Below are 25,380 nucleotides of genomic sequence, written 5' to 3'. Positions count from 1 at the left end.
TCCCTGCGGGCTGATGCTAAAATTGCCCCATACTGCGTTGCAAATCTCGCTAAGGCATCTGCATTATCGTCGCTTTGCGCCTTGTCTGGAACAATTTTAGCGATCAGCAGTGCCTATTTGCGAATGTTCAACACGCCCTAATGTTATAAAATTGCTGATGATATTTGCATGCCCGTGTACGCTTCGTTTCACATAAATAAAATGTTACTGACTAGATCTCTTGCAAAAGTACCAGTTCATTGGCTTCCACTGACGGAGTTACAAGGGCTGACGATGACTTATGCAAGAAGTCTACTATAGACTGCCCTCAATTTTGTTAATATCAGGATAATCGTAGCAACAAGCGCGCAAAAAGTGCTATCGTCATGAGCGCAGAAAAAGACGGCCTAAAGATAGGCACAACCTTGAACAACAACAAACGCAAAAAAGTACCAAGACCCAAACAACGGAGTGTGACCAAGCCGCCATGAGTATGTCATTTGGATTGACAGCCACCCTAAGTACCTCGCAAAAGCTCACGCCGCAAATGCAGCAGGCCATTAAGCTGCTGCAACTCTCAAGCCTTGAGCTAGCGCAAGAGGTACAAGCCAAGCTCGATAGCAATCCGCTGCTTGAGCGTGTGGAAGATGACGCCGAAAGCGCGGAAATACACGAGCAGGCTGCTAAAGCGGACAGTTTAGAGCTTTGGAATACTAGCAGTAGTGACTCAGGTACGGTGGCTGCGTCAGAGGATAATGATACACCAATGAGCGACAGCTGGGACAAACTGCAACAGCCTACGATGGACGATGATGCTTCAGACGTGCCCTTAGAGGAAAGCGACCGCTTTGATGCGATGGATGGCTTTAGTACGATTGATGTGGGCAGTTTGTCACGTGGCGGTCTGCCTATGGATGAGGACTTGGACAGCTATCAAGGCGCCACGTCTGCTTGTATTCAAGACCATGTGCGCTGGCAGTTAAACTTTAAGCGCCTATCAGACACCGATATTTTGATTGCCGATTATCTGATGGATGCGATGGACGATAGGGGGTTTATCGACCTTGATATTGACGAGCTGCTGCGCAGTTTTGAGACCATGGCGAGCTTTTATCAGTGGGAGATGCGCATTGATTATGACGAAATCATGGCGGTGCTACATATTATCCAATCGTGTGACCCCCTTGGCGTCGGCGCGCGCTCCTTAGCGGAGTGTTTAAGCCTGCAGCTGGCGCGCCTTAATGCGGACACGCCGCATTTAGAACATGCCAAAGCACTACTTAGAGCACCTGAGCACCTAACCAGCAACAATATCAAAGCCTTGACCGAAACCACAGGATTGCAGCCTGAACATATCAGCCTTGCCCTACAAGTCTTGCGCACCTTAAATCCCAATCCAGGGCAAGCGTTTTATCACGCGCAGCCTGACTATATGCAAGCGCCTGATAGCTATGATATCCCTGATGTATTGGTGATACCTATTCGTGAACACAGCAAAAAATCTGCCGCTAAAGAAGATAAAGACGATGAGGCCATGGGCTGGCAAGTGCGCCTCAATCCCGATACGCTGCCCAAGCTACAAGTCAATCAAGAATACGCCAATTTGATTAAGCGTGGCGATGACAGCCCAACTAACCAGTATCTAAAGACCCATCTGACTGATGCTCGCTTATTCATTCGTAGTATCGAAGAGCGCAATCAAAACCTATTGCGCGTCGCCACCAGTATCATTCGCCGTCAGCAGGCGTTTTTGGAACACGGCGCAACCGCCATGCAGCCGCTCATTTTAAAAGACATTGCCGAAGAGCTGTCTTTGCATGAGTCTACGGTCTCGCGTCTGACCACCAGCAAGAGTATTTTAACCCCGCAAGGTTTGTTTTCACTTAAGCACTTCTTCTCATCGCACGTCAGTAGTAATGAGGGAGACATCTCATCGACCGCCATTAGCGCGATGATTAAGCAAATGATTCAACAAGAAAACCCCAAAAAACCGTTATCCGACAGCCGTATCCAAGCGGCCTTACTCGCCGATGGTATCGATATTGCGCGACGTACGGTTGCCAAATACCGCGAAGCCATGAATATTGGCTCCTCAACTCAGCGCAAGCAAAAGTTCTAAGCAGTCTTATCCATAGTTCTGTTTCTTGTATCAGCAAAAGCATGTCTTGTAGAGAGGTGTGCCATACAGCCGCGTGCCCGATTGCACAAAGCGTGTGTGCTAGCATCAAACAACAGGAATAAACGCTATTTTATGAACTGCGACAATGAATAACAAAAGCAAAAAGAAACTTAAAGCCTATGGCTATAAAAAAATAAAAAGTCCTGATTATATACACTTTGCAAGACAACAAAAGACTTAGTTACATTTAATTACAATAAGTCCTCTTGTCAGGCGCGGTGATTCATGACAAATTAGAGACATACCAAGGACAGTTAACAACGACGAAAGGTCGATTTTTAATACAAATGGTATAGAAGACTTTCATTTTGCAGTATAACAATAAAGGCCTATAGCGGATAAATAAAAAGCCTTGATACGGTTAGATGCCTAGTAAGAGCAAAGCATCTTTGAAACATAGCAATAAAGATAAGGACAAGCATATGAATGTATCTATCAGTGGTCACCATATCAGTGTTACCGAAGCCATGGACGCCGCAGTGCGTGACAAGCTTACCCGTGTTGAGCGCCATTTTGATCAGATTCAGAGTATTCAAGTAATTTTGTCTCTTGATAATAGTGGTGCCAATGATGGCGGACAAAAAAGCCACAAAGCAGAAGCTATCCTTCGAGTATCGGGCCAAGAAATGTTTGTCCAAGCTTATGACGATGATATGTATAAAGCCATCAATGAAATGGCAGACAAACTCGATAGACAAGTGCGTAAATACAAAACGCGCTTAGAGCGTAAGAAAGGGCGAGGTGGTCGCTACGAAGATTTTGATATGGCAGAAGCAGCGCCAATCGCATAATGCAAACGGTATAATAATGACCTTATGGACGCGGCTTATGCGTAGCGGGTATTTTTTAAAAGTAACGCAAGTAACGTAATAGGCCGCATTGTTAATGGCAAGCTAAGAGGAGGCAAACGTAGTTTTAGCAGTTATTTTTCACCGCCATAGCAATCAGATGGCATTTAGAAGAACATTTATGTCACATTATATTTTTTCCATTCATTATAAATAAAAGACCTCAATCGTATCGCGACTGAGGTCTTTTGTTGTGTATATCATAATCATTCAGGTCAAAAAGCGGTCTAATGCACAATAGAGGCGACCTACAAAACGCACGCTGCATTATCGTTTGCCTGTGAGCTTTACCTTTTATAAGGGGTCAGTCGCATTTAGCCACCGCCCACCGCTTGTACCACTTCGATTTGCATGCCTTCAACGATAGGTAGAGCAGGCAGCTCGCTTTTGGGCGTCAGCTCACCATCAACTTCGACAGCATAGCGTCCTGTGCTCAGTCCCAGCTCGTTAATTACCAACTGCACAGTTTTATGCGTGGTCTGTAGTGTCTTTCCATTGACAGTGATGGTGGTCATGGTAAAGGTCCTTTTATTAGATACATAAATCGTAAGCGATGAAAACGATGCTAGAAGCATTAATTTTGGGCAAGACGATAGCTAGTGACCGCCAGCCACAGCCAGCCGACAATCATCAATGTGCCACCTATGGGCGTAATCGCACCGAACCAGCGCGGCGCGCCAAGTGTCATGGCGTACAAGCTGCCTGTAAAAATCAGCACGCCTATTTGTATGAGCCAAGCACTGATCGCGGAGGCGTAATTGAGACGCGTCATAATACCAATAAATAGCAGTCCAAGCGCATGGATAAACCAATATAGCGTGCCTGTATGCCACCATTCTAGCTGCTGCAGACTGACAATAGATTTTAGCCCATGCGCGCCAAAGGCACCACAGCCAACGGCCAATGCCAGATTAATAGCAGCAATAGATATCCAGTTGAGCATAGCCACTCTCTTTGTCTTATCGTTTGTTTTTCAGAGGTTAAACGGATAAAACTGACGTACAGGTAGCTACCTATACGTCAGTTAAAAGCTGATATTGGTTTTAGCGCACGTCGTCAGGCAGAATGACGCTGTCGATGGTCATGGCGTCACGGATTTTATCCATGGCATTTTTTTCAATCTGGCGCACACGCTCTGCTGAGATAGAGTAGACTGCTGCCAGCTCATGCAAGGTGGATTTTTGCTCAGCCAGCCAGCGCTGCTCAACGATATCTCGCGAGCGCTCATCAAGGGTGTCCATTGCCGCGCTTAGTGCAGAGGCATTGTTTTCTTCCCAATCTGATTCTTCAACCATCTCCGCAGGGTCAATATCATCTTCTAAGAATAGCTGCGGCGCGTAACGTCCGTCATCATCATCGCTCGACTGCGTTTCAAATGACGCGTCATACGAGGTCAAGCGCGACTCCATTTCCAGTACTTGTTTACGCGTAACGTTTAAGTCTTTAGCAATCGCGTCCGCCTCTTCGAGGGTGAGTTGATTGTTGGTTTTTTTGAGGCTACGTAAGTTAAAGAACAGTTTGCGATGCGCTTTGGTGGTTGCCACTTTTACAATGCGCCAGTTACGAATCACAAATTCGTGAATTTCTGCTTTAATCCAATGCACGGCAAAGGATACTAGGCGCACGCCTTTATTGGGGTCAAAGCGTTTGACCGCTTTCATCAGTCCCAAATTGCCTTCTTGAATCAAGTCCGCTTGTGGCAAGCCATAGCCTGAATAGCTGCGCGCAATGTGAATCACAAAGCGCAAATGTGACATAACGAGCAGACGCGCGGCCTCAACATCGCCATCATCATAATAGCGGTGTGCAAGCTCTTGCTCTTGAGTGGGCGTTAAGATAGGAATTTGGTGCACGGTATTAATGTATGCGCCCAGGTTTACCCCTGGCGCGGACAGATGCGTTGGCATTGAGGGCACCAAATCACGCGTGCGCATATCGCTCAATGTCTCAGCATCGTAGTGCGCAGGATCGTCTCGCAAGGGTTCTTCGGTGGCTTGTGGTTTTGCTGTGTCGGCAGAAGTAGTCATATCTTTGACCTTAATCAAATCAGAAGTCGTATCAATACGTGGTGTTGCCAAATGGACGGATACTTTATGATCTCGACGCGCCGTTTTGGCGTGAGTCGTTGTTATATGCAGTTATTGCACGCTATAGTTAGAAGTTTACCAACTAATGGGTAGGGTGCTTATTCATTTTATCAATAAAAGGGTTAGAAATATTCGAATATAACCTTATGATATATAAAAAAATGTCATGCTAATGATTGTAAAGGATAGCTTGCGTCAGTTGCTATCGGTTTTAGTAATGATGAAGTGAAATATTGTATCGGAATCGGGCGTTGTATTGCTGCCTGTAGCCGCTGTGTTGGTACGCGTGCTTAACATTAAATCAAGGCTTGGGCTCTGCGCGCAAAAGGCGGCAATGTCCGCGCATGAGTTGGGATCAGTGGCGAGCACATAGACTGAGTCACCAGATTGTAGCGAACGTAGGGCAACTTTGGTTTTAAGTAACGGCATGGGACAGGCAAGCGCGCGCCCGTCGACGAAGGCTGTGATATTAAGCGGCTTATCGAAGTCAGATGCAGCGGTATCGGCGGTTTGCAGCACTGCCAACCAATCGCGGACAGTCGCTTCGGTATCGGGCGTGAGCGTAAGGGCAAGCGAAAGTGGCAGTGCAGACATAAATAAATACCTTGATTGATAAAATGACGGTGGTCTGTTCATGAATGGATGAACAACCGCTTTTATTATTAGCGCATTATTATAACAAATCTTACTGACTGTGCGCGGGTAACGGTATGCGGATATGGCGTCTGTTCGCCGTTATTTTTCACTTGTAAAGTGGTACGCGATTGGCTATGGTGAGAGGCGAAATGCGCCGTGAAACTGTGGCTAAGTAATTGTTTTTATTGCTAAGGATGCGCTTGTGACTGCTTCTTATTTTTCATGTTTAACCGCTCGAGTGCTGCGCCCAAATGCATGGGCTGTGCTGCTAGCGGGTATGAGCGCCGCGTCATTGGGACACGCAGACACCAGCTCATGGCAATCGTGGCAACTGCCTGAGAATAACGAGCTACGTGTGCCCAGTCTACAGGGCGATGGCCTTAGCTTTGCTGACAGACGCCAAAATAAGCTGATGGGCGAGTGGGCGCTACAGACACTCAATGGGCGCACAAAAATGCTGCATGACCCGTGGGTGCAAGAAGTCATTACCAACATGACGTGGCGGCTCAATAGTGAAGTGCGCCAGCAAGCGCCGCTGGCGACCGTCATTATCGACAATCCCAACATCAATGCCTTTGCCGCGCCAGGTGGGGTGATCGGTATCAATACAGGTACAATCAGCGCCGCGAGCAGCATGGATGAGCTGGCAAGTGTGATTGCGCATGAGGTCGCGCATGTCAGTCAGCGCCATTATGAGCACGGTGATGACGCGCGTCGCCAAGCCATGATGATGCAAATCGGCGGTATGCTCGCCGCTATTGCCGCCTCCGCAGTCGATGGTGACGCCGCTACTGCGGTTATGATGGGCTCGCAAACGGCAGCGATGAACAATGCCATGGCCTTTAGCCGCAGTAATGAGCGCGAAGCCGACCGTATCGGCATGGACATCATGACCCAAGCAGGCTACGACCCGCGTGCCATGCCGCGATTTTTTGCTAAGCTCAATCAAAGTAATCAGCTGAATCAAACCAAAAATCAATTCCTGCCCAGCTTTATCCGCTCACATCCACTAAGCTCTGAGCGCTTAAGCGACGCCCAAAGCCGTGCGCGTCAATATCCTGCCGCATCGCTGAATCAGCAAGCGCAGCATCAAGTATTGTTTGATATGTTGTATTGGCGCGTGCAGCAGTTGAGTCAAGAAGCCTCTAAAACGGCGCTAACCACCGCTGCCAAAAACAGCACAGGCGCAAAAATGGCGCTGATGCAGTGGTATGGTGAGCAACAAGACTTCGCTGAGGCCGAAGCGCTTTATCAATCGCTGCAAGCGACCGCCAAAAGCCAGCCTGAAATTGAGCTGCTGCTCAGCATCAGTTACGCGGATGTGCTGAGCGAGCAGCAAAAGTGGAATGACGCCGCAAACCTACTGGCAGCACAGCAGCGCATCTATCCTGAGCGCCGCGACTTGCGTATCTACTTAGCAGAAGCCCTGTTAGAGACTGCTCGCGTACAAGAGGCGCAGGCGTTATTAAAGCCGTTAACCCAAAGCAATCCCGCCGACCGCGCCGCATGGCAAGCCTTACAGCGGGTCAATGAAAAAATCGCCAAAACCACCAGCGACCGAAAGCTTGCCGACATTGCCACTGTCAACGCCTTGCGCTATCGCAGTCATGACCAGCTGTGGAATGGGCGTTACAATGCGGCGCTAATTTCCTTAACCCAAGCACAAACAGTCGCAAAACAGGGCAGTGCGACCAGCAGCTTACTGCCTATTATTAATGAAGAAATAAGCGCTGTAAAAACCGCCCAAGAGTACCAGCCATAGGCGGGAAAAAATATTGTTTTGTTGCCGATAACGGACAATAAACCTGTATAAAAAAAGCCAAAAAGAGCACGCAATACGCGACCTGCCTTTTGGCTTTTTTATTGACTATTTATTTGCTTAGCGCAGGCTCATTAGCCTTGAAGGGCTTGTTTGACTTGGGCTGAGATAACAGCAGGGTCAGCACGACCAGCGGTCTTTGTTTTAAGTGCGCCCATCACTTTACCCATATCGCGCATTGAGGTTGCACCTTGCGCTTCGATTTCAGCAGCGACGAGGGCTTGGACTTCTTCGGTGGTCATTTGCTGCGGCATAAATTCGTTGATGATATCAATCTCGAATTGCTCTTTGCTTGCCAAGTCTTCACGACCATTTTCGGTAAAGATGTGCAGCGATTCTTGGCGCTGTTTGAGCTGCTTTTGTAACACCTCGAGCACATCGCCGTCTGCCAATGTGGTTTGACGGTCAATCTCAATTTGTTTGATGACGGCCTGGACGTTACGCAAGACTTTAACGCGCTCAAGCTCACGATTTTTCATGGCTGTTTTGATGCTGTCGGTCAGTTGTTGTTTTAAATCGCTCATGCCAGTGGCTTTCCTTATTCATAATAAACGGTACAGACCCTCGGCAGCCATCGCCAAGGGTCATGAAGTGACAAAAAGTGTAGCACAAAAAACGCCACTGATATCAACAGATAGCAGTGGCGCAGATATGGGGGCAATATACGCTATGTTCTGCAACATCTTATAGTAGGCGCGTTTGACGCGGCGCGTAAAAGATGCAGGCAAACAAATCAGTTGTAAGAGTTACGCTTAATGTCTGATGCGTGGGTCATGTCCGTGTACGTTTATAGACGTAGCGACGAAGCCAACCAAACTGCCCGCTGACACGAAAGTCAGTACTGGCGTAAATTAGTATTTACGAGTAGTACGGATGGTGTCGCGTTGCAATTTTTTCTTATAACGCTTAACCGCAGCTGCTTTCTTGCGCTTACGCTCTTGCGTTGGCTTTTCATAAAATTCACGCTTACGTACGTCAGATAGAACGCCAGCTTTTTCACAAGCACGCTTGAAACGACGGATAGCGATATCAACTGGTTCGTTTTCTTTAACCTTTACTGCAGGCATGTAGACTCCTTATGAGTGAGATACTAGGGCATTAGTTTGGCTGTGTATTAATATTTAGCCATGATGTCTCAAATCACAGCATCAGCTCAAACTAGGACAGGTTTGCGCCAGAGGCACAAGGGTGCGTATTTTAGCTAAAATTTGTAATAAAGTCAACACCTTTTGCCGATTGCTCACAGCAAGTCAGATTGTGAATTGTCTTTAAAAACAAGAGGATGAAGCTGCGCGTCAAGGACTGGCGCGCGGGTACAGGCTTTGCTTTTTTTGCTAAAAATCCACACTGCGATAACGACTATTATCGACTTTGTGCTATGATAACCGCCATGTGCCAGCAGGCATGGCGATGCTTTTTGGTTATTTTATTTGAGGACAGACACATGAGCAAAACACTAAAGCAGACAGCACTATGGGCAGCATTGGCAATCACGACAGGCCTGGGTATCAGTGCTTGTGGTGGCGGTGAGCATGAAGAAGTAAAAGCGGTCGATATGGTCGATGAAGCGGCTGAACTTGCCCGCAAAAATGCCCCTGAAGCAGAAGACATGGGCTTTGAAGAAACCTCAGCGACAGCAGTTGCGGACAATGCGACAGCGGCTGATGAAGCAGGCGCAACAGAAAGCGAAGCGATGAGCACCGAGCAAGAAATGATGGACGATACGGCAGAAGCCAGCGCGGATGACAGTGCAGCGGCACCAGCAGCAGATGCCGAAGCCAGTGCAGACAGCGATGCTGCTGCCACTGAAGAGACACCAGCCGCAGACACGCCAGCGCAATAATCAGCACAGCAAATGGTCTATCAGCGGATAGCCAGTAGGGGGCAGCATGACGGTAATGATAAGACATCAGCGCTATGGTTGGGTGTTGGCATTGGCAGTTGCGAGCGGTTTGCTCAGCGCTTGCGGTGAGACGCAACAAGAGACGCCCCCAGCTGCAAGCGAGACGACAAGCGCTGCGGCGACTGCGCCTGAAACGGTAGAGAACACGGCTGCGCCAAGTACTGACAACGCAGAAGCGGTCGCGGACAGCACCACCGCGCCCGTAGAACAAGCGCCAGCACAGACCGCCGACACATCGGACGCTATGGCAACCGATGCCACCGCGACCGACAGTGCACCACTGTCTGCCAATGCTGGCAAAACCCTGTATGAAACCCGCTGCAAAATCTGTCATGAAGGCGGTATGCTCAATGCCCCAAGATTGAGTGATAAAGCGGCATGGGCACCGCGTTTGGCCAAAGGCAAAGAAACGCTGTATCAGCACTCAGCCAATGGCTTTAATAAGATGCCCGCACAAGCCACCGATGATGTGAGCGTGGCAGAAGTACAAGCGGCGGTCGACTATATGGTCGCGGCAGTAAGCTCCTAAGCTGATATGACCCCGCGAAATTTGCTAAAATGACCGTCATTGCAGCGTACAATGGCGGTTTTTTTTGTGCCGCTCGGCGGTGATTCGGAATGACGCGTATTTGCGCCGTTCTCACAGATAAGATAAAGGCAAAGGCATGAAAGTATTGGGTTTAGAAACCTCGTGTGATGAGACAGGTCTGGCGATTTTTGACAGTGAAGCGCAGCACAGCAGCAATCAAGGCTTGCTCGGACAAGTGCTGTATTCACAAATTGAGCTGCACGCGACCTATGGCGGCGTAGTGCCTGAGCTGGCAAGCCGCGACCATATCCGTAAGCTGGTGCCGCTCTTTGATGAGCTGCTCGCACAGTGCAAGATAGACAAATCAGAGATTGATGCCATCGCTTATACCAAAGGCCCTGGGCTGATTGGCGCACTCATGACGGGCGCGCTGTTTGGGCGTACATTGGCGTATGCGCTGGATGTTCCTGCCATTGGCGTGCATCACATGGAAGGGCATTTGCTGGCACCATTGATGGGCGCGAATGCACCCGCGTTTCCTTTTGTGTCTTTGCTGGTCTCAGGCGGGCACACGCAGCTGATTGCCGCACATGGCATCGGTCAGTATGAGATATTGGGCGAGTCGATTGACGATGCGGCGGGTGAGTGCTTTGACAAGGCGGCAAAAATGCTCGGCTTGCCATACCCTGGCGGTCCAAATATTGCCAAGCTTGCCGAAACGGGCAATCCAACTGCTTATGATTTGCCGCGCCCGATGCTGCATCGCGGTTTGGACTTTTCTTTTAGCGGTATGAAAACGGCGGTACACAATCTGATTAAAGACACCAAAGGCGCGGACAGCGACCCCAACGTGCGTGGCGATATCGCCGCAAGTTTTCAGCATGCGGTGGTGGATACACTGGTTAAAAAATGCGTTAAGGCGCTCAAGCAAAGCGGCATGCAGCGCTTGGTGATTGCAGGTGGTGTCAGTGCCAACCAGCATTTGCGTGAGACGCTAGAGACGGCCCTTAGCAAGATTGGCGCAAGCGTCCATTACGCGCCGCCTGCGCTATGTACCGATAACGGCGCGATGATTGCCTACGCGGGTTATCAGCGTTTGCAAGCTGGCTTGCATGATGATTTGGCGGTCAGTTGTGTGCCGCGCTGGCCGTTGACCGAGCTGCCGCCGATTGATGCGGACAGCGATACCGATACTGAGACAACGATTTAATGCAGTGGCTTGCCATCGGTCTGGGCGCAGGACTGGGCGCGTGTTTGCGTGCGCTTTTGGCACGCTTTAACCCTGTACACCACTGGATACCACTGGGCACACTGGGCGCGAATATCTTAGGCGGTTTACTTATTGGTGCGGCGCTGGTTGTCTTTGAGCGTATCGGCGCAGGCTGGTCGCCCAATATTCGCCTGTTTGTGATTACAGGATTTTTGGGCGGGTTGACCACTTTTAGTACTTTTAGCGCTGAGGTGTTTACCTTTTTAAATGCGGGCAAACTCTTTGCAGGGCTTGGGCTCATTGGGTTGCATGTGGGCTTGACTTTGATGGCGACAGCGATTGGCTTTTATATCTTTAAAAGTGTACTTTGAGCTTTTATCGATATCATCTACCTCATTAGTGGTCTGATTTAAGTAGTTACCGAAATACAGTCTGTTTTAAATAGTCTGTTAATGGGTTTAAAGGGAAAAATAACTGGTTTTGATGGGGTATAACCTATTTAGACCAGTTAAGAAGATCCGACCACCACTGGTGGAAATACCTCAAATTGAGGTTACGGTCCGATAAATGGCTACACAAATCAGCTGCTACCAGCAACGACCCTTTAAACTCAAGGGATTAGCTACTAAAAAGACAGACCATGTAACGTCTGTTTTCACATTCAAGCCGCTGCTAATGTTGTACACCTTGATGTACACTGACAAAGCACCACCACAGCCAATGCCTTTCTTTTATTGATGTTAGCCAGTGTAGTTTGGTTCCTGTATGGGGAACCATTATTTCTCCCAACGCCTATCATAACGTAAAAAAGCGGACAGTATTTTATAACCAAAAAAGGTAATAAAGAGTGGAGTCTTAAACTGGCTTTACTATCCCAGCTAGCAAGCTTGCGAAGCCTTGCATATAGGCGGTGTCATTGCTCGCAGTGCGCGTCGCAGCATACAGCTGGCAATAGACGCCTTCTCCCAATGGACGCGAGACGACCCAACCCTTTTTCTCATACTCACTGACCACCCAATCGGGCAAGGCTGCCACACCGCGTTCGCTGGCGACCAGCTGAATTAGCATCGCTGTTAGCTCGGTTGTGCGCATTTTTTTAAAACTGGCATCCGCTGGGGTCATAAACTTAGCGATAATGTCGAGACGCTTGGCTTCGACAGGGTAGGCAATCAGCGTTTCTTCAGTTAAATCGTCAGGCGTGACAAACGACTGCTCCGTCAAATTGTGCGTTGGTGAGAGCACCAAGCGGCTTTCGTATTCAAACAACGGCTGGTAGCTGAGGCCGTCAATCGGCAAATTGCTGGTGGTAATCAGCAAATCAATGTCACCCTCTAACAGCAAATGATGCGGCTCAGGCTCAAAACCTGTGGCAAAATCCAGCTCGACATCAGACCACTCGCGGCGATATTGATTCAAAATCGGCATCAGCCAATCAAAGCAGCTGTGACATTCAGACGCCAAACGCAGACGCCCTGCCTGTCCGTAGGCTAGGCGCTTCAGGTTCGCTTTGGTGCGGGTTACTTGCGGTAGGATATTATCCGCAAGCGCCAGCACAGTTTTGCCCGCAGGGGTAAAGGTCAATGGCCGCGTGCGCCGATTGACCAAGCTGATGTCGTAGTAATTTTCCAGCTCTTTGAGTTGATGCGACACCGCTGAGGCGGTCACGTGTAGCTCATCTGCTGCCGCGGCAAGCGAGCCGTGCGCACGCAGGGCAGTCAAAGTTTGAAGGTGACGAAGCTCAAGCATAAATAAGCAAACCGCAAAACTGAAAAAAATTCATTATAAGCAATATTTTGCGAATTTTCACGCACTAGCGTTTGCGCAGCAGCCATTGAGAGATGATGACCAGTACCAAAGAGGCCAGTAGCAGCAAGCTACCCACCGCATTGACCTCAGGTTTTAGCCCCACACGCACCATCGAATAAATCCGCAGCGGCAAAATCTCATAGCTCGGGCCCGTCACAAAGGTCGAGACCACCACATCATCAAGCGATAAGGTAAAGGCAAGCAGCCAGCCTGCGAGCACCGCAGGAAATATCACGGGTATCAATACCGTGCGTATCATCACCGATTCGGTCGCGCCCAAATCGCGCGCTGCTTCCAATAGACGCTCATCCAAACTGCTTAAGCGCGCAAACACGGTAATCACCACAAAGGGCAAGCAAAAGGTAATGTGCGCAATCAATAACGACACGAAACCAAGCTGCAAACCCACCAGCAAAAACAGTACCAATAATGAGATGGCAAGCACAATCTCAGGCGACATCATGAGCACAAACAATAAGCCTTGGAGCAAGCCTTTACCGCGAAAGCGATAACGGTGCAGCGCAAGCGCCGTCAAGGTACCAATCAAAGTAGACACGCTCGCCGCCACCAAGCCGAGCACAATCGAATGCCCAAAAGCGGTGACCATCGCCTGATTGTTAAACAGCGACTCGTACCACTTTAGGCTAAAGCCGCCCCAGTTGTAGCCGATCTTGGATTCGTTAAACGACAAGACCACCAGTACTAAAATGGGAATATATAACAGGGCATATACCAGCGTCAGATAGCCGCGCCCTAAGAGGCGAGTGAAGCTACGCGTGTTTGCAGACGTCTTAGCCATTATGCCACCTCATTAAAGTCGGTTTTGCCAATGCGGCGGCTGCTCGCACGATACGCCAGCAACAAGATTGCCATGGCGACGGTAAGTAGCACACTTGCCGCTGCGCCAAAGGGCCAGTCACGCGCGTCCAAAAATTGGTTTTTAATGATGTTACCGACCAATAAGTTGCGCGAGCCGCCCAAAATATCGGCGACATAAAACATGCCCATCGCGGGTAATAAGACCAGCAGCACGCCTGAAAGTATCCCTGGTGTGGTTAAAGGCAACACAATATGCCAAAAGGTCTGGCGTTTGTTTGCGCCCAAGTCCTGTGACGCGAGCAGCATGTCTTCGCGCAAGTCAGTAAATACTGCATACAGAGGCAGCACCATAAAGGGAAACAACAAATACGTTAAGCCTGCAATCACCGCGCCTTGGGTGTAGAGAATATCTAACGGCGCATCAATAATGCCAAGCTTTTGCAGCAGCGAATTAATCAAGCCGTTATTGGCAAACAGCAATTTGAGCGCGTAGGTACGCACCAAAGAGTTCGTCCAAAATGGCAAAATCAGCAGCAGCATGAGTATCGGCTGCACGCGCGGCTTGGCACGTGAAATCAGCCACGCAAACGGATAACCGAACAGCAAGCACAATACCGTGGTCAGCCCCGCCATCCATAAAGAGTGCATAAACACATCAAAATACAGCGGGTCAATCAGACGAATGTAGCTACCGATGTTAAGCGGCATACCGAAAAACTGACTGGGGTCGCGACTAAAAAAACTGACCGCAATCACCAAGATATTGGGTATGAGCGCAAATATCAGTAGCCAGCCCCATATCAGCCATAATGTTGCGGTGCGAAACGGGCTGGACTTGTGCAAACGTGCGCCCATCATCAGATGCTATCCTTAGCCATCAAGGCTTCTTTGGGGGTCGGCTCAGTCTCCGCCAACAGCCACTCCCAGCCATCGACCCACGCCACCTTAACGCGCTCGCCCAGCTTATAATCAAAGCTCGGGTCGTCTTCATCAAAAAATTCTGACGCCTTGACCACGCGTCCATCGTCCAGCTCAATGATGGAATCCAGCGTGCTGCCTTTATATTGACTGTCAATCACTTGACCAAACAGCCCGTGATGCGTGCTATCGGCAGCGTCATAAATACGCAAGTCTTCTGGACGCAGTAAGAGGCTGACCGTATCACCGACCGCGACATCAAGCGCGTGCGCGGGGCGGCGCACATTGCGGCGTAGGGCAGCGCTATCAGCATCGCCTAGTAGAGTCACTTCGATGCGTCCGTTATTTACCACACCATTGCGGTCGGGCGCGTCAGGATGCACCGCATTCACAGTCGCGGTGAATAAATTGGTTTCGCCGATGAATTTTGCGGTAAATAAATTGGCAGGGGTTTCATAAATCTCAATCGGCGTGCCAATCTGCTCAAAGCGTCCGCCTTTCATCACCGCGATACGATCAGACATCGACAGCGCCTCTTCTTGGTCGTGGGTGACGAATACAAAGGTAATGCCCAGCTCGCGCTGTAAGCGTTTGAGCTCCGATTGCATTTGCAAGCGCAATTTGTGGTCGAGCGCAGAGAGCGGCTCATCAAGTAACAATAGCTTGGGGCGATTAATCACCGCGCGCGCAATCGCCACCCGCTGCTGTTGTCCGCCTGATAGGTCTTGCGGCTTGCGGTTTGCCAAGTGCGTCAGCTGCACCATCTCCAGCATGGCTTGCACGCGGGTTTTAATCTCAGCTTTGGGTACTTTTTTTATTTTTAAGCCATAGCCGACATTTTGCGCCACCGTCATGTGTGGAAACAGGGCATACTGCTGAAACACCGTATTAATCGGGCGCTTGTCCGCAGGCAAACCCGCCATTTGCTGCCCATCGAGCACAATCGCGCCCGCATCAGGCTGCTCAAAGCCTGCGATTAAACGCAGTAACGTGGTCTTGCCGCAACCTGAAGGCCCAAGAAGGGTTAAAAACTCACCTTGCTTGATATCCAAGTGAATGTCGGTCAACACATGAGTGCTGCCAAAGCTTTTTTTGACGCCCGAGACGTGCAGTAAAGTCTCTTTGGCGGCAGCAGGCGGTTCGGACGATGACTGTTGCATGACGGTAAGCTCCTAAAACATATCAAGGCAGTGAGCGCTGATTGATGGGTCGCGAGGTAAAAATATCAAGGGCGGTCATTACGCCGCGTAAGCCTGTTAGTATAACAAAGCCTGAGGCCAGCAGCGTTTACGATACGTAGCCCTTGATAGATTTGACTACAAAACGCGCATTCTGTTTGGGCAGTGATTGCGATACAATCTTTTGTTAGCAATGTATGAGTGCATGACTGTTCACCCACTGATGGTGTATGCTATTTTTTCTATTCAACATCTTAAGGATACCTTATGACAGACCGTAAACGCCCTGCCTCTGGACAAGAAGCCCTTGAACTGCTCAAAAATGGTAATGAGCGTTATGTCACCAGTCTGACCAGCACCGACCCAATGACCCAAAAGCGCCCTGAGCTGGTAGACAAGCAAGAGCCGTTTGCCATTATTCTAGGGTGTTCAGACGCTCGTGTCCCTGTTGAGATTGTCTTTGACCAAGGGCTAGGTGATTTGTTCGTCATCCGTGTGGCGGGTAACATCGTGGCGCCCTCACAGATCGGCTCGATTGAGTTTGCTGCCGAGCAGTTTGGCACCCAACTGGTAGTGGTACTGGGTCACTCACATTGCGGCGCGGTCACCGCGTGCGTGGATACCATCTTAAACCCCGAGCAAAACTACTCACCGAACTTGCAGTCTATCGTTGACCGCATTCGCCCAAGCGTTTACAACCTCTATGAGCTGGCCTCAGCGACGGGTCAAGAGGTTGATACCGAGAAATTGATCGACAGCTCAATCCGCGCTAATGTGCGTATGTCGGTCAGCCAACTAAAACACGGTTCACGTATTTTAGAAGACCTATACAACAGCGGCAAACTGCTGATTGTCGGTGCAGAATATGACCTAAAAACGGGCGAAGTCGAGTTTTTTGAAATCTAACAACTGCCTCTGATAGCGCATCAATGAAGCATGTAACCATTGCTTTATAAGTGCTTATTGAATACGCTTAAACCATGAGCCTTTACAAAACCACAGTCGTAAACGCTCATTTTTTTATTATGATAAATAAAAACAACGTAGGATTATTTATGTCTGATACCACTGCACAACCCAAAAACAGTATCCAAGCCGACGGCGTACAGCCAATCAGCACGCAGACCAACGGCTTTACCTTTAACCACACCATGCTGCGCGTCAAAGATCCCAAAAAATCGCTTGCGTTTTATACAGGCGTTTTGGGGATGACTTTACTGGCAGTCAAAAAATACCCTGATATGCAGTTTGACTTGTACTTTCTGGCCAAGCTGACTGACGAGGAGCGTGACAATCTGCCTGAGGGCGACGAGCTTGCCATCTATGCGTTTCGCCAGCGCGGTATCCTTGAGCTGACGCACAACTACGGCACCGAAGATAAAGCCGATTTTAGCTATCATGACGGCAACAGCGAACCACAGGGCTTTGGGCACATTTGCTTTAACGTGCCTGATTTGACAGCGGCCGTTGAATGGTTTGATAAAAATAACGTCACCTTTAAAAAACGCCCTGAAGATGGCAGCATGAAAAACATCGCCTTTATCAAAGATGTGGACGGCTACTGGATTGAGATTGTCCAAGCGGGATTAATGAGCTAATAAGTACGAGTTACAAGGTGGCGCGATGACCAGTAATAACAACCCGCGCCATCAAAGTCACTTTGATGCCAAAATTTTAACAAATAGTAATAAAAAACACCGAAAATAAGATAAGGAGCATCACTTTATGCCGACTTCGGATGGCAGTATTACCTTAAGTAATGGACTCACCATTTATCAACAAGTGGTACAAACCACCAATGAGCTGGGTACAGAGCTTGTAGAGCGTACGCCTTACTTTGTCGCTGCTCTGATTGTCTTTGCCATATTTTGGTTACTTTCGGCTTTATTTAAAAAACTGATACATAAACTGCTTGGCGCGCGCCAACGACACCAAAACTTGGTCAAAGTCTTTCAGCGGGTCGGCGGCGCGCTGATTTTGTTTATCGGCTTTATGATTGCGATGGTCATCGCCATCCCTGGTTTTACCCCTGCCAAGCTGATTGGCGCGCTCGGTATTGGTTCGGTAGCGATTGGTTTTGCGTTTAAAGACATTTTTCAAAACCTATTGTCAGGGATTTTATTACTGCTCTCTGAGCCTTTTCGTATTGGCGATCAAATCATCTCAGGTGATTATGAAGGGACAGTCGAGGACATCAAGATCCGCGCCACCACCATCAGAACCTATGACGGTCGCCAAGTGGTGATTCCCAATTCTGATCTTTACACTTCGGCACTGACGGTCAATACCGCCTATAAGCAGCGCCGCTTACAAGTGGGAGTGGGTATTGGCTACGACGATGACATTGAAGGTGCAAAAGCGCAGATTATTCAAGCGCTTGAAGACGCCAAAAGCGTGTCACGTATTCAAAAACCAAGCGTCATTGCTACAGGGTTTGGCGATTCGTCTATTGATCTGATGGTGCGCTGGTTTATTGATGATGGCACGCAAGCCAATAAAGTTGCCTCGATTCACGAAGTGATTGTACAGATTAAATCCAAGCTTGACGCTGCGGGCGTGAACATTCCGTTCCCCATTCGTACGCTGGATTTAAGTGACGCCTCGGTCGATGCAGTGGTTGAAAAACTGCACGACAAACAACAAGCGATGCAAGACCCAGCTCAAGAAAAGAAAGAAGCGCAGGGCGCAAACTCGCAAAAACAAACGAAGACACAAGACACGCAAAGCGCCATCCCTGATGACAACTTGCCACAGCAAGGCAGTTAGGCCTTTTTCATGGACAAAAAAACCGCCCAAGTCATTGCCCAGGCGGTTTTTTTACAGCGTTATTTTTGTTTGTTTAAAAACTTAGCTTTCAGCACGGTATTCAGTGTGGCAAGATTTGCACGATGCGCCGACTTCTGCAAAGGCGGGCTGTACATCTTCGACACTGGTTGCTCCCTGTGCTGCTTGGTTGAGTGCTTCTGTTACTTGTTCAAAGTTATCCGCTTCACTACTAAAGCCTTCGGCATCGCTCCATACGGTTTCCATCGCTCCACCTTTTGCACTTTCATCTTGAAAATGCGTCCATGGACTGTCCGCGCTGTCTGCTAAGAAGGCCGCTTGTTCTTGAAATGTGGCGGCATCAAAGGTATCTGGCGCTTTAATCATATCGCCCATGATGCCCATGGCATTGCCCCAATCTTTCATAATGTCTTCACGTGCCTTGATGTCTGGGCTAGCAGACTGGCTGCATGCGCTAAGGCCTACAGTTGCACTGATAAGCGCTAGCGCGATTACCGACTTTATCCCACGGGTTTGATTAAACAATGACATCATAAGCTCCTCAATAAATGGTCATGCTGGTATGGCTTCGTGCTTGACGCAGTCATGACAATGAAAAAATACTGCTACCGACAATGGTTAAGTAATTATAAATAATAGCCAACACTTGGTTAGCCCTTTTACAAAACAATGTAGCCTTAAGATAAGCGCGCGAGATATAGTAATTCCGTGCCTTTTTGTTCAAAAAAGGTTAAAAAGCCTATTCGTAATCTTTTTAGACATGTTTAAAAGACAGAAAAAAGGTCAGTAGCCATGTTGGCCACTGACCTTTATCAGCGTATTTTTTAGTGTTTAAAGTATGTTAGGGTGTGTTGACCATTCGACCATGGCACTGACAGCGACTATTTTTTAGGCGATTCGAAGTTAAAAATAATAAGTTTAGTCACTCTAAGCGTTTATTTTTAACGATGAAGCGGCAAAAAAGAGTCCTGTCCCTGCGGGCTGATGCTAAAATTACCCCATACTGCGTTACAAATCTCGCTAAGGCATCTGCATTGTCGTCGCTTTGTGCCTTGTCTGGAACAATTTTAGCAATCAGCAGTGCCTATTTGCGAATGTTCAACACGCCCTAATTGGCTAAAGGACAATCCGCTGTCAACCACTCACGCGGTTTTAGATAATAGTTGGTCAGCTCAAATTCAGGCGTGCCTGCTTCAGGCTCAAAGCGATAATGCCAGCTGGCAAGTGGTGGCATACTGACCAAGATTGATTCGATGCGCCCATTACTTTGCAGCCCAAAGAGCGTGCCACGGTCATAGACCAAGTTGTACTCAACATAGCGTCCACGGCGATACAGTTGAAACTCACGCTGCGCCTCAGTATATGGCGTCTCGCGGCGGCGCTCAAAAATAGGCACAATGCCTTCTAAATACCCTTGCCCAACCGCTTGCATAAAGTCAAAGCAGGTCTCAAAGTCCCAGCCACGACTTTCGGTATTTACGTCGTCATAAAACAGCCCGCCGATACCGCGCTGCTCATCACGGTGACGCAAGTGAAAATATTCATCACACCACTGTTTAAAGTCAGAATACACCGACTCGCCAAACGGCGCGCACAAGTCATGGCAGACTTGGTGCCAATGGATACAGTCTTCCATCACAGGATAAAACGGCGTCAAATCAAACCCACCGCCAAACCACCAAATCGGCGGTTTGCCTTCAGCTTCGGCAACAAACAGGCGCACATTGGCGTGACTGGTCGGTACGTTGGGATTCTTAGGATGTACGACTAACGAGACACCCATGGCTTGCGCGCGGCGTCCCGCGATATCAGGGTGACGTGCTGTGGCGGAGGCGGGTAGGTTGTGGACGTGAATGTGGCTAAACATCACGCCTGCTTTTTCGATGACGTCGCCGTTTGCCAATACACACGAGCGACCACCACCGCCTTCAGGGCGTTCCCACTCATCAGGAACAAAGCGCGCTTGACCGCCGCCAGCACTTTCTTGGGCCTCTAATGCCGCGCAAATACGCGCCTGTAAATCGACTAAAAAAGCGCGTACGCGAGCAATAGCGTCACTATCAGGAAAGGCAGTAGGCGTGTCTTTTGACTGGGTATTCTTAGACTGAATATCTTGAGCTTGTGCGGTCGTTTTATTCATAACGGTTACGGTGCTCCAGTTGGTCAAACAAAGCGGTACAATAAAAAATCAAAAAAGATGCGCTAGAGCGAATCTCTAAAAATCGCTGTCCAATAAGTGTCCCATACGGTCACGCTTGGTGGCAAGGTAGCTGGCATTAGCATCATTGACCCCAACCAAAAGGGCGACACGTTCGACCACTTCAATACCGTGCTCGGTTAAGTACGCCAGCTTATTGGGGTTATTGGTAATCAGACGTACCTTATCCACACCGACGTGCGCGAGCATCGGCTGGCACATATCGTAGGTGCGAGCGTCTGCAGGCAAGCCTAGTATTAAATTGGCATCGAGGGTATCATGCCCTTGGTCTTGAAGGGCATAAGCGCGGATTTTATTGGTCAAACCGATACCGCGACCTTCTTGTCGCAAATATAGTATCGCGCCACAGCCACTTTCTTGGATGGCTTGCATGGCCGCATTTAATTGCGGGCCGCAATCGCATTTTAATGAGCTAAAGGCGTCGCCTGTCAAGCACTCAGAGTGAATGCGTACCAGCGGTATCGGCGGCGTATCGGTAGGTGCGTGCTGCGTGTCAGTCGGTAGCCCAACGGTCAACATCACATGCTCTTGACCTGCTTCATTTTCAAAAATATGAATATCAAACTCGCCATGACGAGTCGGTAGTTTGGCATTGGTGATAAATTGATATGACATTATGTCCCACATACGGTGCAATCGCGGTATCTATCAAGTCCTAAAACGTATTGATGCAAAACGTGGCTCGATAGGGCGCACGGGGTGTGAACGGGTAAGTTTTTATAAAAACACACAAAGTTCACAGACGACGCACGATGATTGAAGCGACAGTTAAAAAAAAATGCTATTATGCCATACTATTTTGACGGATACAGTGACAAGTCTGTGCGCTTGCCTTACTGTAGGGTCACCAGCGTCATGCACGCCAATGTTGGCAGCGCATGTGCCCTAGTGTGGACGTTGATTACACAGCAATACACAGATAATCTGTGTCGTCTATGCTAGAGTGCATGACGGTATAACGAACGAATAATAAATTGTCAGTAGATTGGTAGGTATCGTAAGATTTATGCAGCAGTCACTCCATCCCTCACAGTCTTGGTCACCCACATCGGCACCTATGGCAGACGCTACTGGCTTACAACAGACCTATACGGCGATACCGCACGTGCGTCCCACCACGCCGTTACTCGATACGATTAATAGCCCTGCTGAGCTGTCCGCGCTCAGTCCTGACGCGCTCATCACGCTCGCTGACGAGCTGCGCTTGTTTTTACTGTATTCTGTCGGTCAAAGCGGCGGGCACTTTGGTGCCAATCTCGGTGTGGTTGAGCTGACCTTGGTATTGCACTATTTGTTAGACGCACCTGCTGACCAAATCGTCTGGGATGTGGGGCATCAAGCCTACGCGCATAAAATATTAACAGGTCGCCGTGAACAACTTGCGACCATCCGTGCTAAAGATGGCTTAACGGCCTTTCCTGAGCGCGCCGAATCGGTATATGACACTTTTGGCGTGGGGCATTCTTCAACCGCGATTTCGGCAGGGCTTGGCATGAGCCTTGCGCTGCGCTATCAAAACCGCCCGCAGACGGTGGCATGCGTCATCGGCGATGGTGCGATGACAGGCGGCATGGCATTTGAGGCAATGAACGATGCTGTGCAACAAGACGCAGATTTATTGGTCATTTTAAATGACAATGACATGTCTATCTCTTGCTCAATCGGTGGTTTTTCGCGTCACTTGGCGATGCTGTGGGAATCGGGCTATCAGGTGGACATTACCGAAGACGGAGCGCCTGCGATTAAAAAACGCCCAGATATGCAGACCTTTGACCGCCGCAAACGCCATACTGAACAGCGCGCTGTACCCAAGTTAGAAGACAATTTATTCAAAGCGATTGGCTTTACCTATTTTGGCCCTTTTGATGGTCATGATGTGCCTGAGCTGCTACGCGTTTTAAGTCGTGCTAAGCAAGTCAAAGGCCCTGTTTTAGTGCACATTTATACCACTAAGGGCAAGGGCTTTGCGCCCGCTGAGGCTGACCCTGTTGGCTATCATGCGATTGGTAAATTGCCTGCGGAGAACAACAAAGCAGAGGCCGCGCCACAACCTGCACCTGCTCTAAAGTACTCACAAGTATTTGGTGAATTTTTGTGCGACAAGGCCGCAGTGGACAATAAGCTGCTCGCGATAACCCCAGCAATGGAAGAAGGCTCAGGCATGACCGAGTTTGCCAAAGCCTATCCTGAGCGCTTTTTTGATGTGGCGATTGCTGAGCAGCACGCGGTGACAGTTGCGGCAGGTATGGCGACCCAAGGCGTCAAGCCAATTGTGGCGATTTATTCGACCTTTTTGCAGCGTGGTTATGACCAGCTGATTCATGATGTGGCACTACAAAATCTGGACGTGACCTTTGCTATTGATAGGGCAGGTCTCGTTGGCGAAGATGGCGCGACGCACGCGGGTGTGTTCGATTACGCGTTTTTGCGTTGCGTGCCCAATATGCTGATTGCGGCACCCAAAGATGAAAATGAGTGCTATCACTTGTTAAATACCTGCTATGAGTACGAAGGCAGCACTGCCGTGCGTTATCCACGTGGTGCAGGTGTTGGCGTGCCGATTAGCCGTCCCGCCCAGTGTTATCCGATTGGCAAAGCGGTCTTAGAGGCTCAGTACGGTGATGCGCAAGCAAGCACGCAAATTGCAATCTTGGCATTTGGGACAATGGTTGCGGCTGCGGTAGACAGCGCTGAGCGTTTAACGAGTCCAGACAGTAGCGATTTTATTGCCGATTGCGCAGTGCGTGTGGTCAATATGCGCTGGGTTAAGCCGCTCGATACCGAGATGCTAGAGCGTCTGATTGCTGACGGCATCACGCATATTGTGACGGCTGAGGAGCACATGATTATGGGCGGCGCGGGCAGTGCGGTAAATGAATATCTGCTTAATGACTCTGCCGCCTATACAGCGCGTCCGTGCGTCATTTATAATATCGGCATTGCCGACCGCTTTATCGCGCACGGCTCACCTGCCGAGCAGCTGGCGGATTGTGGCTTGAATGCCGACGGCATTGTGCGCCAGATTCGTAGCGTTGCCGCATAGACGCTCAATCTCCGTTTTGACAGGGCTGCGCTTTATGGGCATGAAGATTTTTTATAAAGCGATTGTTTAAGGCGGCGCTGTTTGCGTTTTGCCATATTATTTTACGTATGATGTACTGTTGATTGGTCGGGCGTGTTGACGCAGCGCGCTTGGCAACTCATCACCTACTTGCCGTAGGTGTTTATTGTTTTACAGCATGGATGATGACCAAGTGGCAAGTCAGTAGTGCCTTATGGTTTGGTATGGCAGGTCTTTTCAGTACATTACTGAGGGTTTAGACTTGGCGTATTTCTGTGCTGGTATGGCTGTTTTAACCCCGTTATTTCTTCACTTTTTTCACACAGATAGGTTATTTATGGAACCCATGGTCGTCATCGCAGCCCGCGCTGCAGAAAAAGTTGGTACTGAGATTTTACACGCACACCAAAACCGCCACAAAATCGAGCTGGACATTGAGTCAAAAGGCATCGATGGCCTGGTCACGCGCATCGATCGCTTTAGCGAAGAGCTGACGATTGAAACCCTAAAAAGCAGCTATCCCAACCATTCATTCCTAGGCGAAGAGTTCGGTTACCAAGAAGGTCGCGGCGAAGACGCAGACTGGTGCTGGATTATTGACCCACTAGACGGCACCAAAAACTTCGTACACGGCTTGCCACAGTTTTGTGTGTCTATCGCCGTACAGCACAAAGGCGTGACTCAGCATGGCGTGGTCTATGACCCTGTCCGCGATGAGATGTTTTCAGCCAGTCGTGGTAAAGGCGCACGCCTAAACCAGCGCCGCATCAATGTCACTGAGCGTAAAACCCTAGAAGGCGGTCTGTTCACCACAGGTCATCCGTACGAGCGTATGAAAGATGGCGCACCTGTGTCTTATGCTGCCGAGCATTTTGAGAGCCTACGCCGTGTACACGAAGCGGGCGGTCAGGTTCGCCGTTTAGGTTCAGCGGCGCTCGACTTGTGCTACGTTGCCGCAGGTCGTTTGGATGGCTATTTTGAAATGTCTATTAAGCCTTGGGACATTGCAGCAGGCGAGCTGATTGTCAATGAAGCACGCGGCGTGGTGGTTGACCATAAAGGTGCGCACGATTCTATGACCACAGGCTCTATCTTTGCGTGTAACGTCAAACTCTTAAAGCCACTCATGCAAGTGGTTGTCCCTGCTTGGAACAATGTGCTGTAGATAGTTAAAGTAGCTGTTGTTTAAGCCGCTATTATTTTAGTAGCTGTTATTTAAGCAAAAAAAAAGCTGACTTATGATGAGTCAGCTTTTTTTGTTTTACTAGGGCGTGTTGAACATTCGCAAATAGGCACTGCTGATCGCTAAAATTGTTCCAGACAAGGCACAAAGCGACGATAATGCAGATGCCTTAGCGAGATTTGTAACGCAGTATGGGGCAATTTTAGCATCAGCCCGCAGGGAC

At 49.1% G+C, this 25,380-nt stretch carries 25 protein-coding genes; 12 read left to right on the top strand and 13 right to left on the bottom strand.

The features are described from left to right. Window positions 1-466 precede the first annotated feature (466 nt). Entirely contained in the window at window positions 467-2,098 is a 1,632-nt protein-coding gene (gene rpoN / locus JIE71_RS09035; protein WP_199508385.1) for an RNA polymerase factor sigma-54, read from the top strand. A 482-nt stretch (window positions 2,099-2,580) separates the two neighbouring features. After that, window positions 2,581-2,949, top strand: a complete 369-nt coding sequence (gene hpf / locus JIE71_RS09030; RefSeq protein ID WP_199508384.1) for a ribosome hibernation-promoting factor, HPF/YfiA family — start codon at window positions 2,581-2,583, stop codon at window positions 2,947-2,949. Window positions 2,950-3,320: 371 nt separating this feature from the next. Here the strand turns inward: hpf and thiS are convergent, their stop codons facing one another. From thiS to JIE71_RS09010, 4 genes are all read right to left on the bottom strand, one after another. After that, complete coding sequence (gene thiS / locus JIE71_RS09025; protein WP_199508383.1) at window positions 3,321-3,521, bottom strand: sulfur carrier protein ThiS; 201 nt, start codon at window positions 3,519-3,521, stop codon at window positions 3,321-3,323. A gap of 59 nt (window positions 3,522-3,580) precedes the next feature. Further along, the gene (locus tag JIE71_RS09020; RefSeq protein WP_199508382.1) at window positions 3,581-3,949 is read right to left on the bottom strand and encodes a DUF423 domain-containing protein; all 369 of its coding nucleotides are present in this window, start codon (window positions 3,947-3,949) and stop codon (window positions 3,581-3,583) included. A 100-nt stretch (window positions 3,950-4,049) separates the two neighbouring features. After that, complete coding sequence (gene rpoH, locus JIE71_RS09015) at window positions 4,050-4,940, bottom strand: RNA polymerase sigma factor RpoH (protein ID WP_416232027.1); 891 nt, start codon at window positions 4,938-4,940, stop codon at window positions 4,050-4,052. A gap of 348 nt (window positions 4,941-5,288) precedes the next feature. Further along, the gene (locus JIE71_RS09010; protein WP_228284614.1) at window positions 5,289-5,687 is read right to left on the bottom strand and encodes a sulfurtransferase TusA family protein; all 399 of its coding nucleotides are present in this window, start codon (window positions 5,685-5,687) and stop codon (window positions 5,289-5,291) included. Window positions 5,688-5,931: 244 nt separating this feature from the next. Here JIE71_RS09010 and JIE71_RS09005 point away from each other — a divergent pair, with 244 nt between their 5' ends. Continuing rightward, window positions 5,932-7,491 carry a M48 family metalloprotease gene (locus tag JIE71_RS09005; RefSeq protein WP_323126924.1) on the top strand — a complete coding sequence of 520 codons (1,560 nt, stop codon included), beginning with the start codon at window positions 5,932-5,934 and terminating at the stop codon, window positions 7,489-7,491. 131 nt (window positions 7,492-7,622) lie between these two features. On the opposite strand, the gene JIE71_RS09000 is transcribed toward JIE71_RS09005, so the two are convergent. Then, on the bottom strand, window positions 7,623-8,072 hold the full coding sequence (locus JIE71_RS09000; protein ID WP_199508380.1) for a GatB/YqeY domain-containing protein: 450 nt from the start codon (window positions 8,070-8,072) through the stop codon (window positions 7,623-7,625). Window positions 8,073-8,399: 327 nt separating this feature from the next. Then, window positions 8,400-8,615 (bottom strand): 30S ribosomal protein S21, encoded by a 216-nt coding sequence (gene rpsU, locus JIE71_RS08995; RefSeq protein ID WP_199508379.1) that lies wholly within the window; start codon window positions 8,613-8,615, stop codon window positions 8,400-8,402. A 377-nt stretch (window positions 8,616-8,992) separates the two neighbouring features. Here rpsU and JIE71_RS08990 point away from each other — a divergent pair, with 377 nt between their 5' ends. From JIE71_RS08990 to JIE71_RS08975, 4 genes are all read left to right on the top strand, one after another. Beyond that, window positions 8,993-9,391: a hypothetical protein gene (locus tag JIE71_RS08990; RefSeq protein WP_199508378.1), complete on the top strand. Its 399-nt coding sequence runs from the start codon at window positions 8,993-8,995 to the stop codon at window positions 9,389-9,391. 46 nt (window positions 9,392-9,437) lie between these two features. Next, window positions 9,438-9,980: a c-type cytochrome gene (locus JIE71_RS08985; RefSeq protein WP_199508377.1), complete on the top strand. Its 543-nt coding sequence runs from the start codon at window positions 9,438-9,440 to the stop codon at window positions 9,978-9,980. Between the two features lie 136 nt (window positions 9,981-10,116). After that, window positions 10,117-11,190 carry a tRNA (adenosine(37)-N6)-threonylcarbamoyltransferase complex transferase subunit TsaD gene (tsaD, locus tag JIE71_RS08980; RefSeq protein ID WP_199508376.1) on the top strand — a complete coding sequence of 358 codons (1,074 nt, stop codon included), beginning with the start codon at window positions 10,117-10,119 and terminating at the stop codon, window positions 11,188-11,190. After that, a complete protein-coding gene (locus JIE71_RS08975) occupies window positions 11,190-11,561 on the top strand; it encodes a CrcB family protein (RefSeq protein WP_199508375.1) in 372 nt (123 codons plus the stop codon). Before tsaD ends, JIE71_RS08975 begins: the two co-directional genes overlap by 1 nt. 484 nt (window positions 11,562-12,045) lie before the next feature. Here JIE71_RS08975 and JIE71_RS08970 read toward each other — a convergent pair whose 3' ends face one another. The 4 genes from JIE71_RS08970 to potA form a co-directional block, all read right to left on the bottom strand. Continuing rightward, window positions 12,046-12,936: a LysR family transcriptional regulator gene (locus tag JIE71_RS08970; protein ID WP_199508374.1), complete on the bottom strand. Its 891-nt coding sequence runs from the start codon at window positions 12,934-12,936 to the stop codon at window positions 12,046-12,048. A gap of 64 nt (window positions 12,937-13,000) precedes the next feature. Beyond that, window positions 13,001-13,795 (bottom strand): spermidine/putrescine ABC transporter permease PotC, encoded by a 795-nt coding sequence (gene potC, locus JIE71_RS08965; protein WP_199508373.1) that lies wholly within the window; start codon window positions 13,793-13,795, stop codon window positions 13,001-13,003. Further along, complete coding sequence (potB, locus tag JIE71_RS08960) at window positions 13,795-14,673, bottom strand: spermidine/putrescine ABC transporter permease PotB (RefSeq protein ID WP_199508372.1); 879 nt, start codon at window positions 14,671-14,673, stop codon at window positions 13,795-13,797. Before potB ends, potC begins: the two co-directional genes overlap by 1 nt. Beyond that, window positions 14,673-15,893, bottom strand: a complete 1,221-nt coding sequence (gene potA, locus JIE71_RS08955) for a spermidine/putrescine ABC transporter ATP-binding protein PotA (RefSeq protein ID WP_199508371.1) — start codon at window positions 15,891-15,893, stop codon at window positions 14,673-14,675. The genes potB and potA overlap by 1 nt, the downstream gene beginning before the upstream one ends. Before the next feature lie 285 nt (window positions 15,894-16,178). Here potA and JIE71_RS08950 point away from each other — a divergent pair, with 285 nt between their 5' ends. From JIE71_RS08950 to JIE71_RS08940, 3 genes are all read left to right on the top strand, one after another. Beyond that, window positions 16,179-16,817, top strand: coding sequence for a carbonic anhydrase (locus JIE71_RS08950; protein WP_199508370.1), 639 nt, complete (start codon window positions 16,179-16,181; stop codon window positions 16,815-16,817). A 149-nt stretch (window positions 16,818-16,966) separates the two neighbouring features. Further along, complete coding sequence (gloA, locus tag JIE71_RS08945) at window positions 16,967-17,509, top strand: lactoylglutathione lyase (protein WP_199508369.1); 543 nt, start codon at window positions 16,967-16,969, stop codon at window positions 17,507-17,509. 127 nt (window positions 17,510-17,636) lie between these two features. Continuing rightward, on the top strand, window positions 17,637-18,677 hold the full coding sequence (locus JIE71_RS08940) for a mechanosensitive ion channel family protein (RefSeq protein WP_199508368.1): 1,041 nt from the start codon (window positions 17,637-17,639) through the stop codon (window positions 18,675-18,677). 81 nt (window positions 18,678-18,758) lie between these two features. Here JIE71_RS08940 and JIE71_RS08935 read toward each other — a convergent pair whose 3' ends face one another. The 3 genes from JIE71_RS08935 to ribA all read right to left on the bottom strand — a co-directional run bounded on the left by JIE71_RS08935 (window position 18,759) and on the right by ribA (window position 21,528). Further along, complete coding sequence (locus JIE71_RS08935) at window positions 18,759-19,229, bottom strand: c-type cytochrome (RefSeq protein ID WP_228284613.1); 471 nt, start codon at window positions 19,227-19,229, stop codon at window positions 18,759-18,761. A 574-nt stretch (window positions 19,230-19,803) separates the two neighbouring features. After that, window positions 19,804-20,835: an oxygen-dependent coproporphyrinogen oxidase gene (gene hemF / locus JIE71_RS08930; RefSeq protein WP_199508367.1), complete on the bottom strand. Its 1,032-nt coding sequence runs from the start codon at window positions 20,833-20,835 to the stop codon at window positions 19,804-19,806. 75 nt (window positions 20,836-20,910) lie between these two features. After that, window positions 20,911-21,528 carry a GTP cyclohydrolase II gene (gene ribA / locus JIE71_RS08925; RefSeq protein ID WP_199508366.1) on the bottom strand — a complete coding sequence of 206 codons (618 nt, stop codon included), beginning with the start codon at window positions 21,526-21,528 and terminating at the stop codon, window positions 20,911-20,913. Between the two features lie 391 nt (window positions 21,529-21,919). Here ribA and dxs point away from each other — a divergent pair, with 391 nt between their 5' ends. Beyond that, complete coding sequence (dxs, locus tag JIE71_RS08920) at window positions 21,920-23,956, top strand: 1-deoxy-D-xylulose-5-phosphate synthase (protein WP_199508365.1); 2,037 nt, start codon at window positions 21,920-21,922, stop codon at window positions 23,954-23,956. Between the two features lie 355 nt (window positions 23,957-24,311). Continuing rightward, window positions 24,312-25,139, top strand: a complete 828-nt coding sequence (locus JIE71_RS08915) for an inositol monophosphatase family protein (protein WP_199508364.1) — start codon at window positions 24,312-24,314, stop codon at window positions 25,137-25,139. Window positions 25,140-25,380 lie beyond the last annotated feature (241 nt).

Origin of the sequence: Psychrobacter sp. bablab_jr014 (assembly GCF_016464015.1) — a bacterium.
Taxonomy (GTDB): Bacteria; Pseudomonadota; Gammaproteobacteria; order Pseudomonadales; family Moraxellaceae; genus Psychrobacter.
Note: the sequence above shows the minus strand (reverse complement) of the source record. Positions and strands in the feature narration are given on the sequence as shown.

Coding starts and splice junctions, on each gene's coding strand:
- potC (WP_199508373.1), bottom strand. CDS start 13,795: ATGGCTAAGACGTCTGCAAACACGCGTAGCTTCACTCGCCTCTTAGGG.
- rpoH (WP_416232027.1), bottom strand. CDS start 4,940: ATGCGCACGCGTGATTTGGTGCCCTCAATGCCAACGCATCTGTCCGCG.
- potA (WP_199508371.1), bottom strand. CDS start 15,893: ATGCAACAGTCATCGTCCGAACCGCCTGCTGCCGCCAAAGAGACTTTA.
- JIE71_RS09010 (WP_228284614.1), bottom strand. CDS start 5,687: ATGTCTGCACTGCCACTTTCGCTTGCCCTTACGCTCACGCCCGATACC.
- hpf (WP_199508384.1), top strand. CDS start 2,581: ATGAATGTATCTATCAGTGGTCACCATATCAGTGTTACCGAAGCCATG.
- tsaD (WP_199508376.1), top strand. CDS start 10,117: ATGAAAGTATTGGGTTTAGAAACCTCGTGTGATGAGACAGGTCTGGCG.
- ribA (WP_199508366.1), bottom strand. CDS start 21,528: ATGTCATATCAATTTATCACCAATGCCAAACTACCGACTCGTCATGGC.
- JIE71_RS08940 (WP_199508368.1), top strand. CDS start 17,637: ATGCCGACTTCGGATGGCAGTATTACCTTAAGTAATGGACTCACCATT.
- JIE71_RS09020 (WP_199508382.1), bottom strand. CDS start 3,949: ATGCTCAACTGGATATCTATTGCTGCTATTAATCTGGCATTGGCCGTT.
- JIE71_RS08915 (WP_199508364.1), top strand. CDS start 24,312: ATGGAACCCATGGTCGTCATCGCAGCCCGCGCTGCAGAAAAAGTTGGT.
- dxs (WP_199508365.1), top strand. CDS start 21,920: ATGCAGCAGTCACTCCATCCCTCACAGTCTTGGTCACCCACATCGGCA.
- potB (WP_199508372.1), bottom strand. CDS start 14,673: ATGATGGGCGCACGTTTGCACAAGTCCAGCCCGTTTCGCACCGCAACA.
- JIE71_RS08975 (WP_199508375.1), top strand. CDS start 11,190: ATGCAGTGGCTTGCCATCGGTCTGGGCGCAGGACTGGGCGCGTGTTTG.
- JIE71_RS08990 (WP_199508378.1), top strand. CDS start 8,993: ATGAGCAAAACACTAAAGCAGACAGCACTATGGGCAGCATTGGCAATC.
- hemF (WP_199508367.1), bottom strand. CDS start 20,835: ATGAATAAAACGACCGCACAAGCTCAAGATATTCAGTCTAAGAATACC.
- gloA (WP_199508369.1), top strand. CDS start 16,967: ATGTCTGATACCACTGCACAACCCAAAAACAGTATCCAAGCCGACGGC.
- rpoN (WP_199508385.1), top strand. CDS start 467: ATGAGTATGTCATTTGGATTGACAGCCACCCTAAGTACCTCGCAAAAG.
- JIE71_RS08935 (WP_228284613.1), bottom strand. CDS start 19,229: ATGATGTCATTGTTTAATCAAACCCGTGGGATAAAGTCGGTAATCGCG.
- thiS (WP_199508383.1), bottom strand. CDS start 3,521: ATGACCACCATCACTGTCAATGGAAAGACACTACAGACCACGCATAAA.
- JIE71_RS08970 (WP_199508374.1), bottom strand. CDS start 12,936: ATGCTTGAGCTTCGTCACCTTCAAACTTTGACTGCCCTGCGTGCGCAC.
- rpsU (WP_199508379.1), bottom strand. CDS start 8,615: ATGCCTGCAGTAAAGGTTAAAGAAAACGAACCAGTTGATATCGCTATC.
- JIE71_RS08950 (WP_199508370.1), top strand. CDS start 16,179: ATGACAGACCGTAAACGCCCTGCCTCTGGACAAGAAGCCCTTGAACTG.
- JIE71_RS09000 (WP_199508380.1), bottom strand. CDS start 8,072: ATGAGCGATTTAAAACAACAACTGACCGACAGCATCAAAACAGCCATG.
- JIE71_RS08985 (WP_199508377.1), top strand. CDS start 9,438: ATGACGGTAATGATAAGACATCAGCGCTATGGTTGGGTGTTGGCATTG.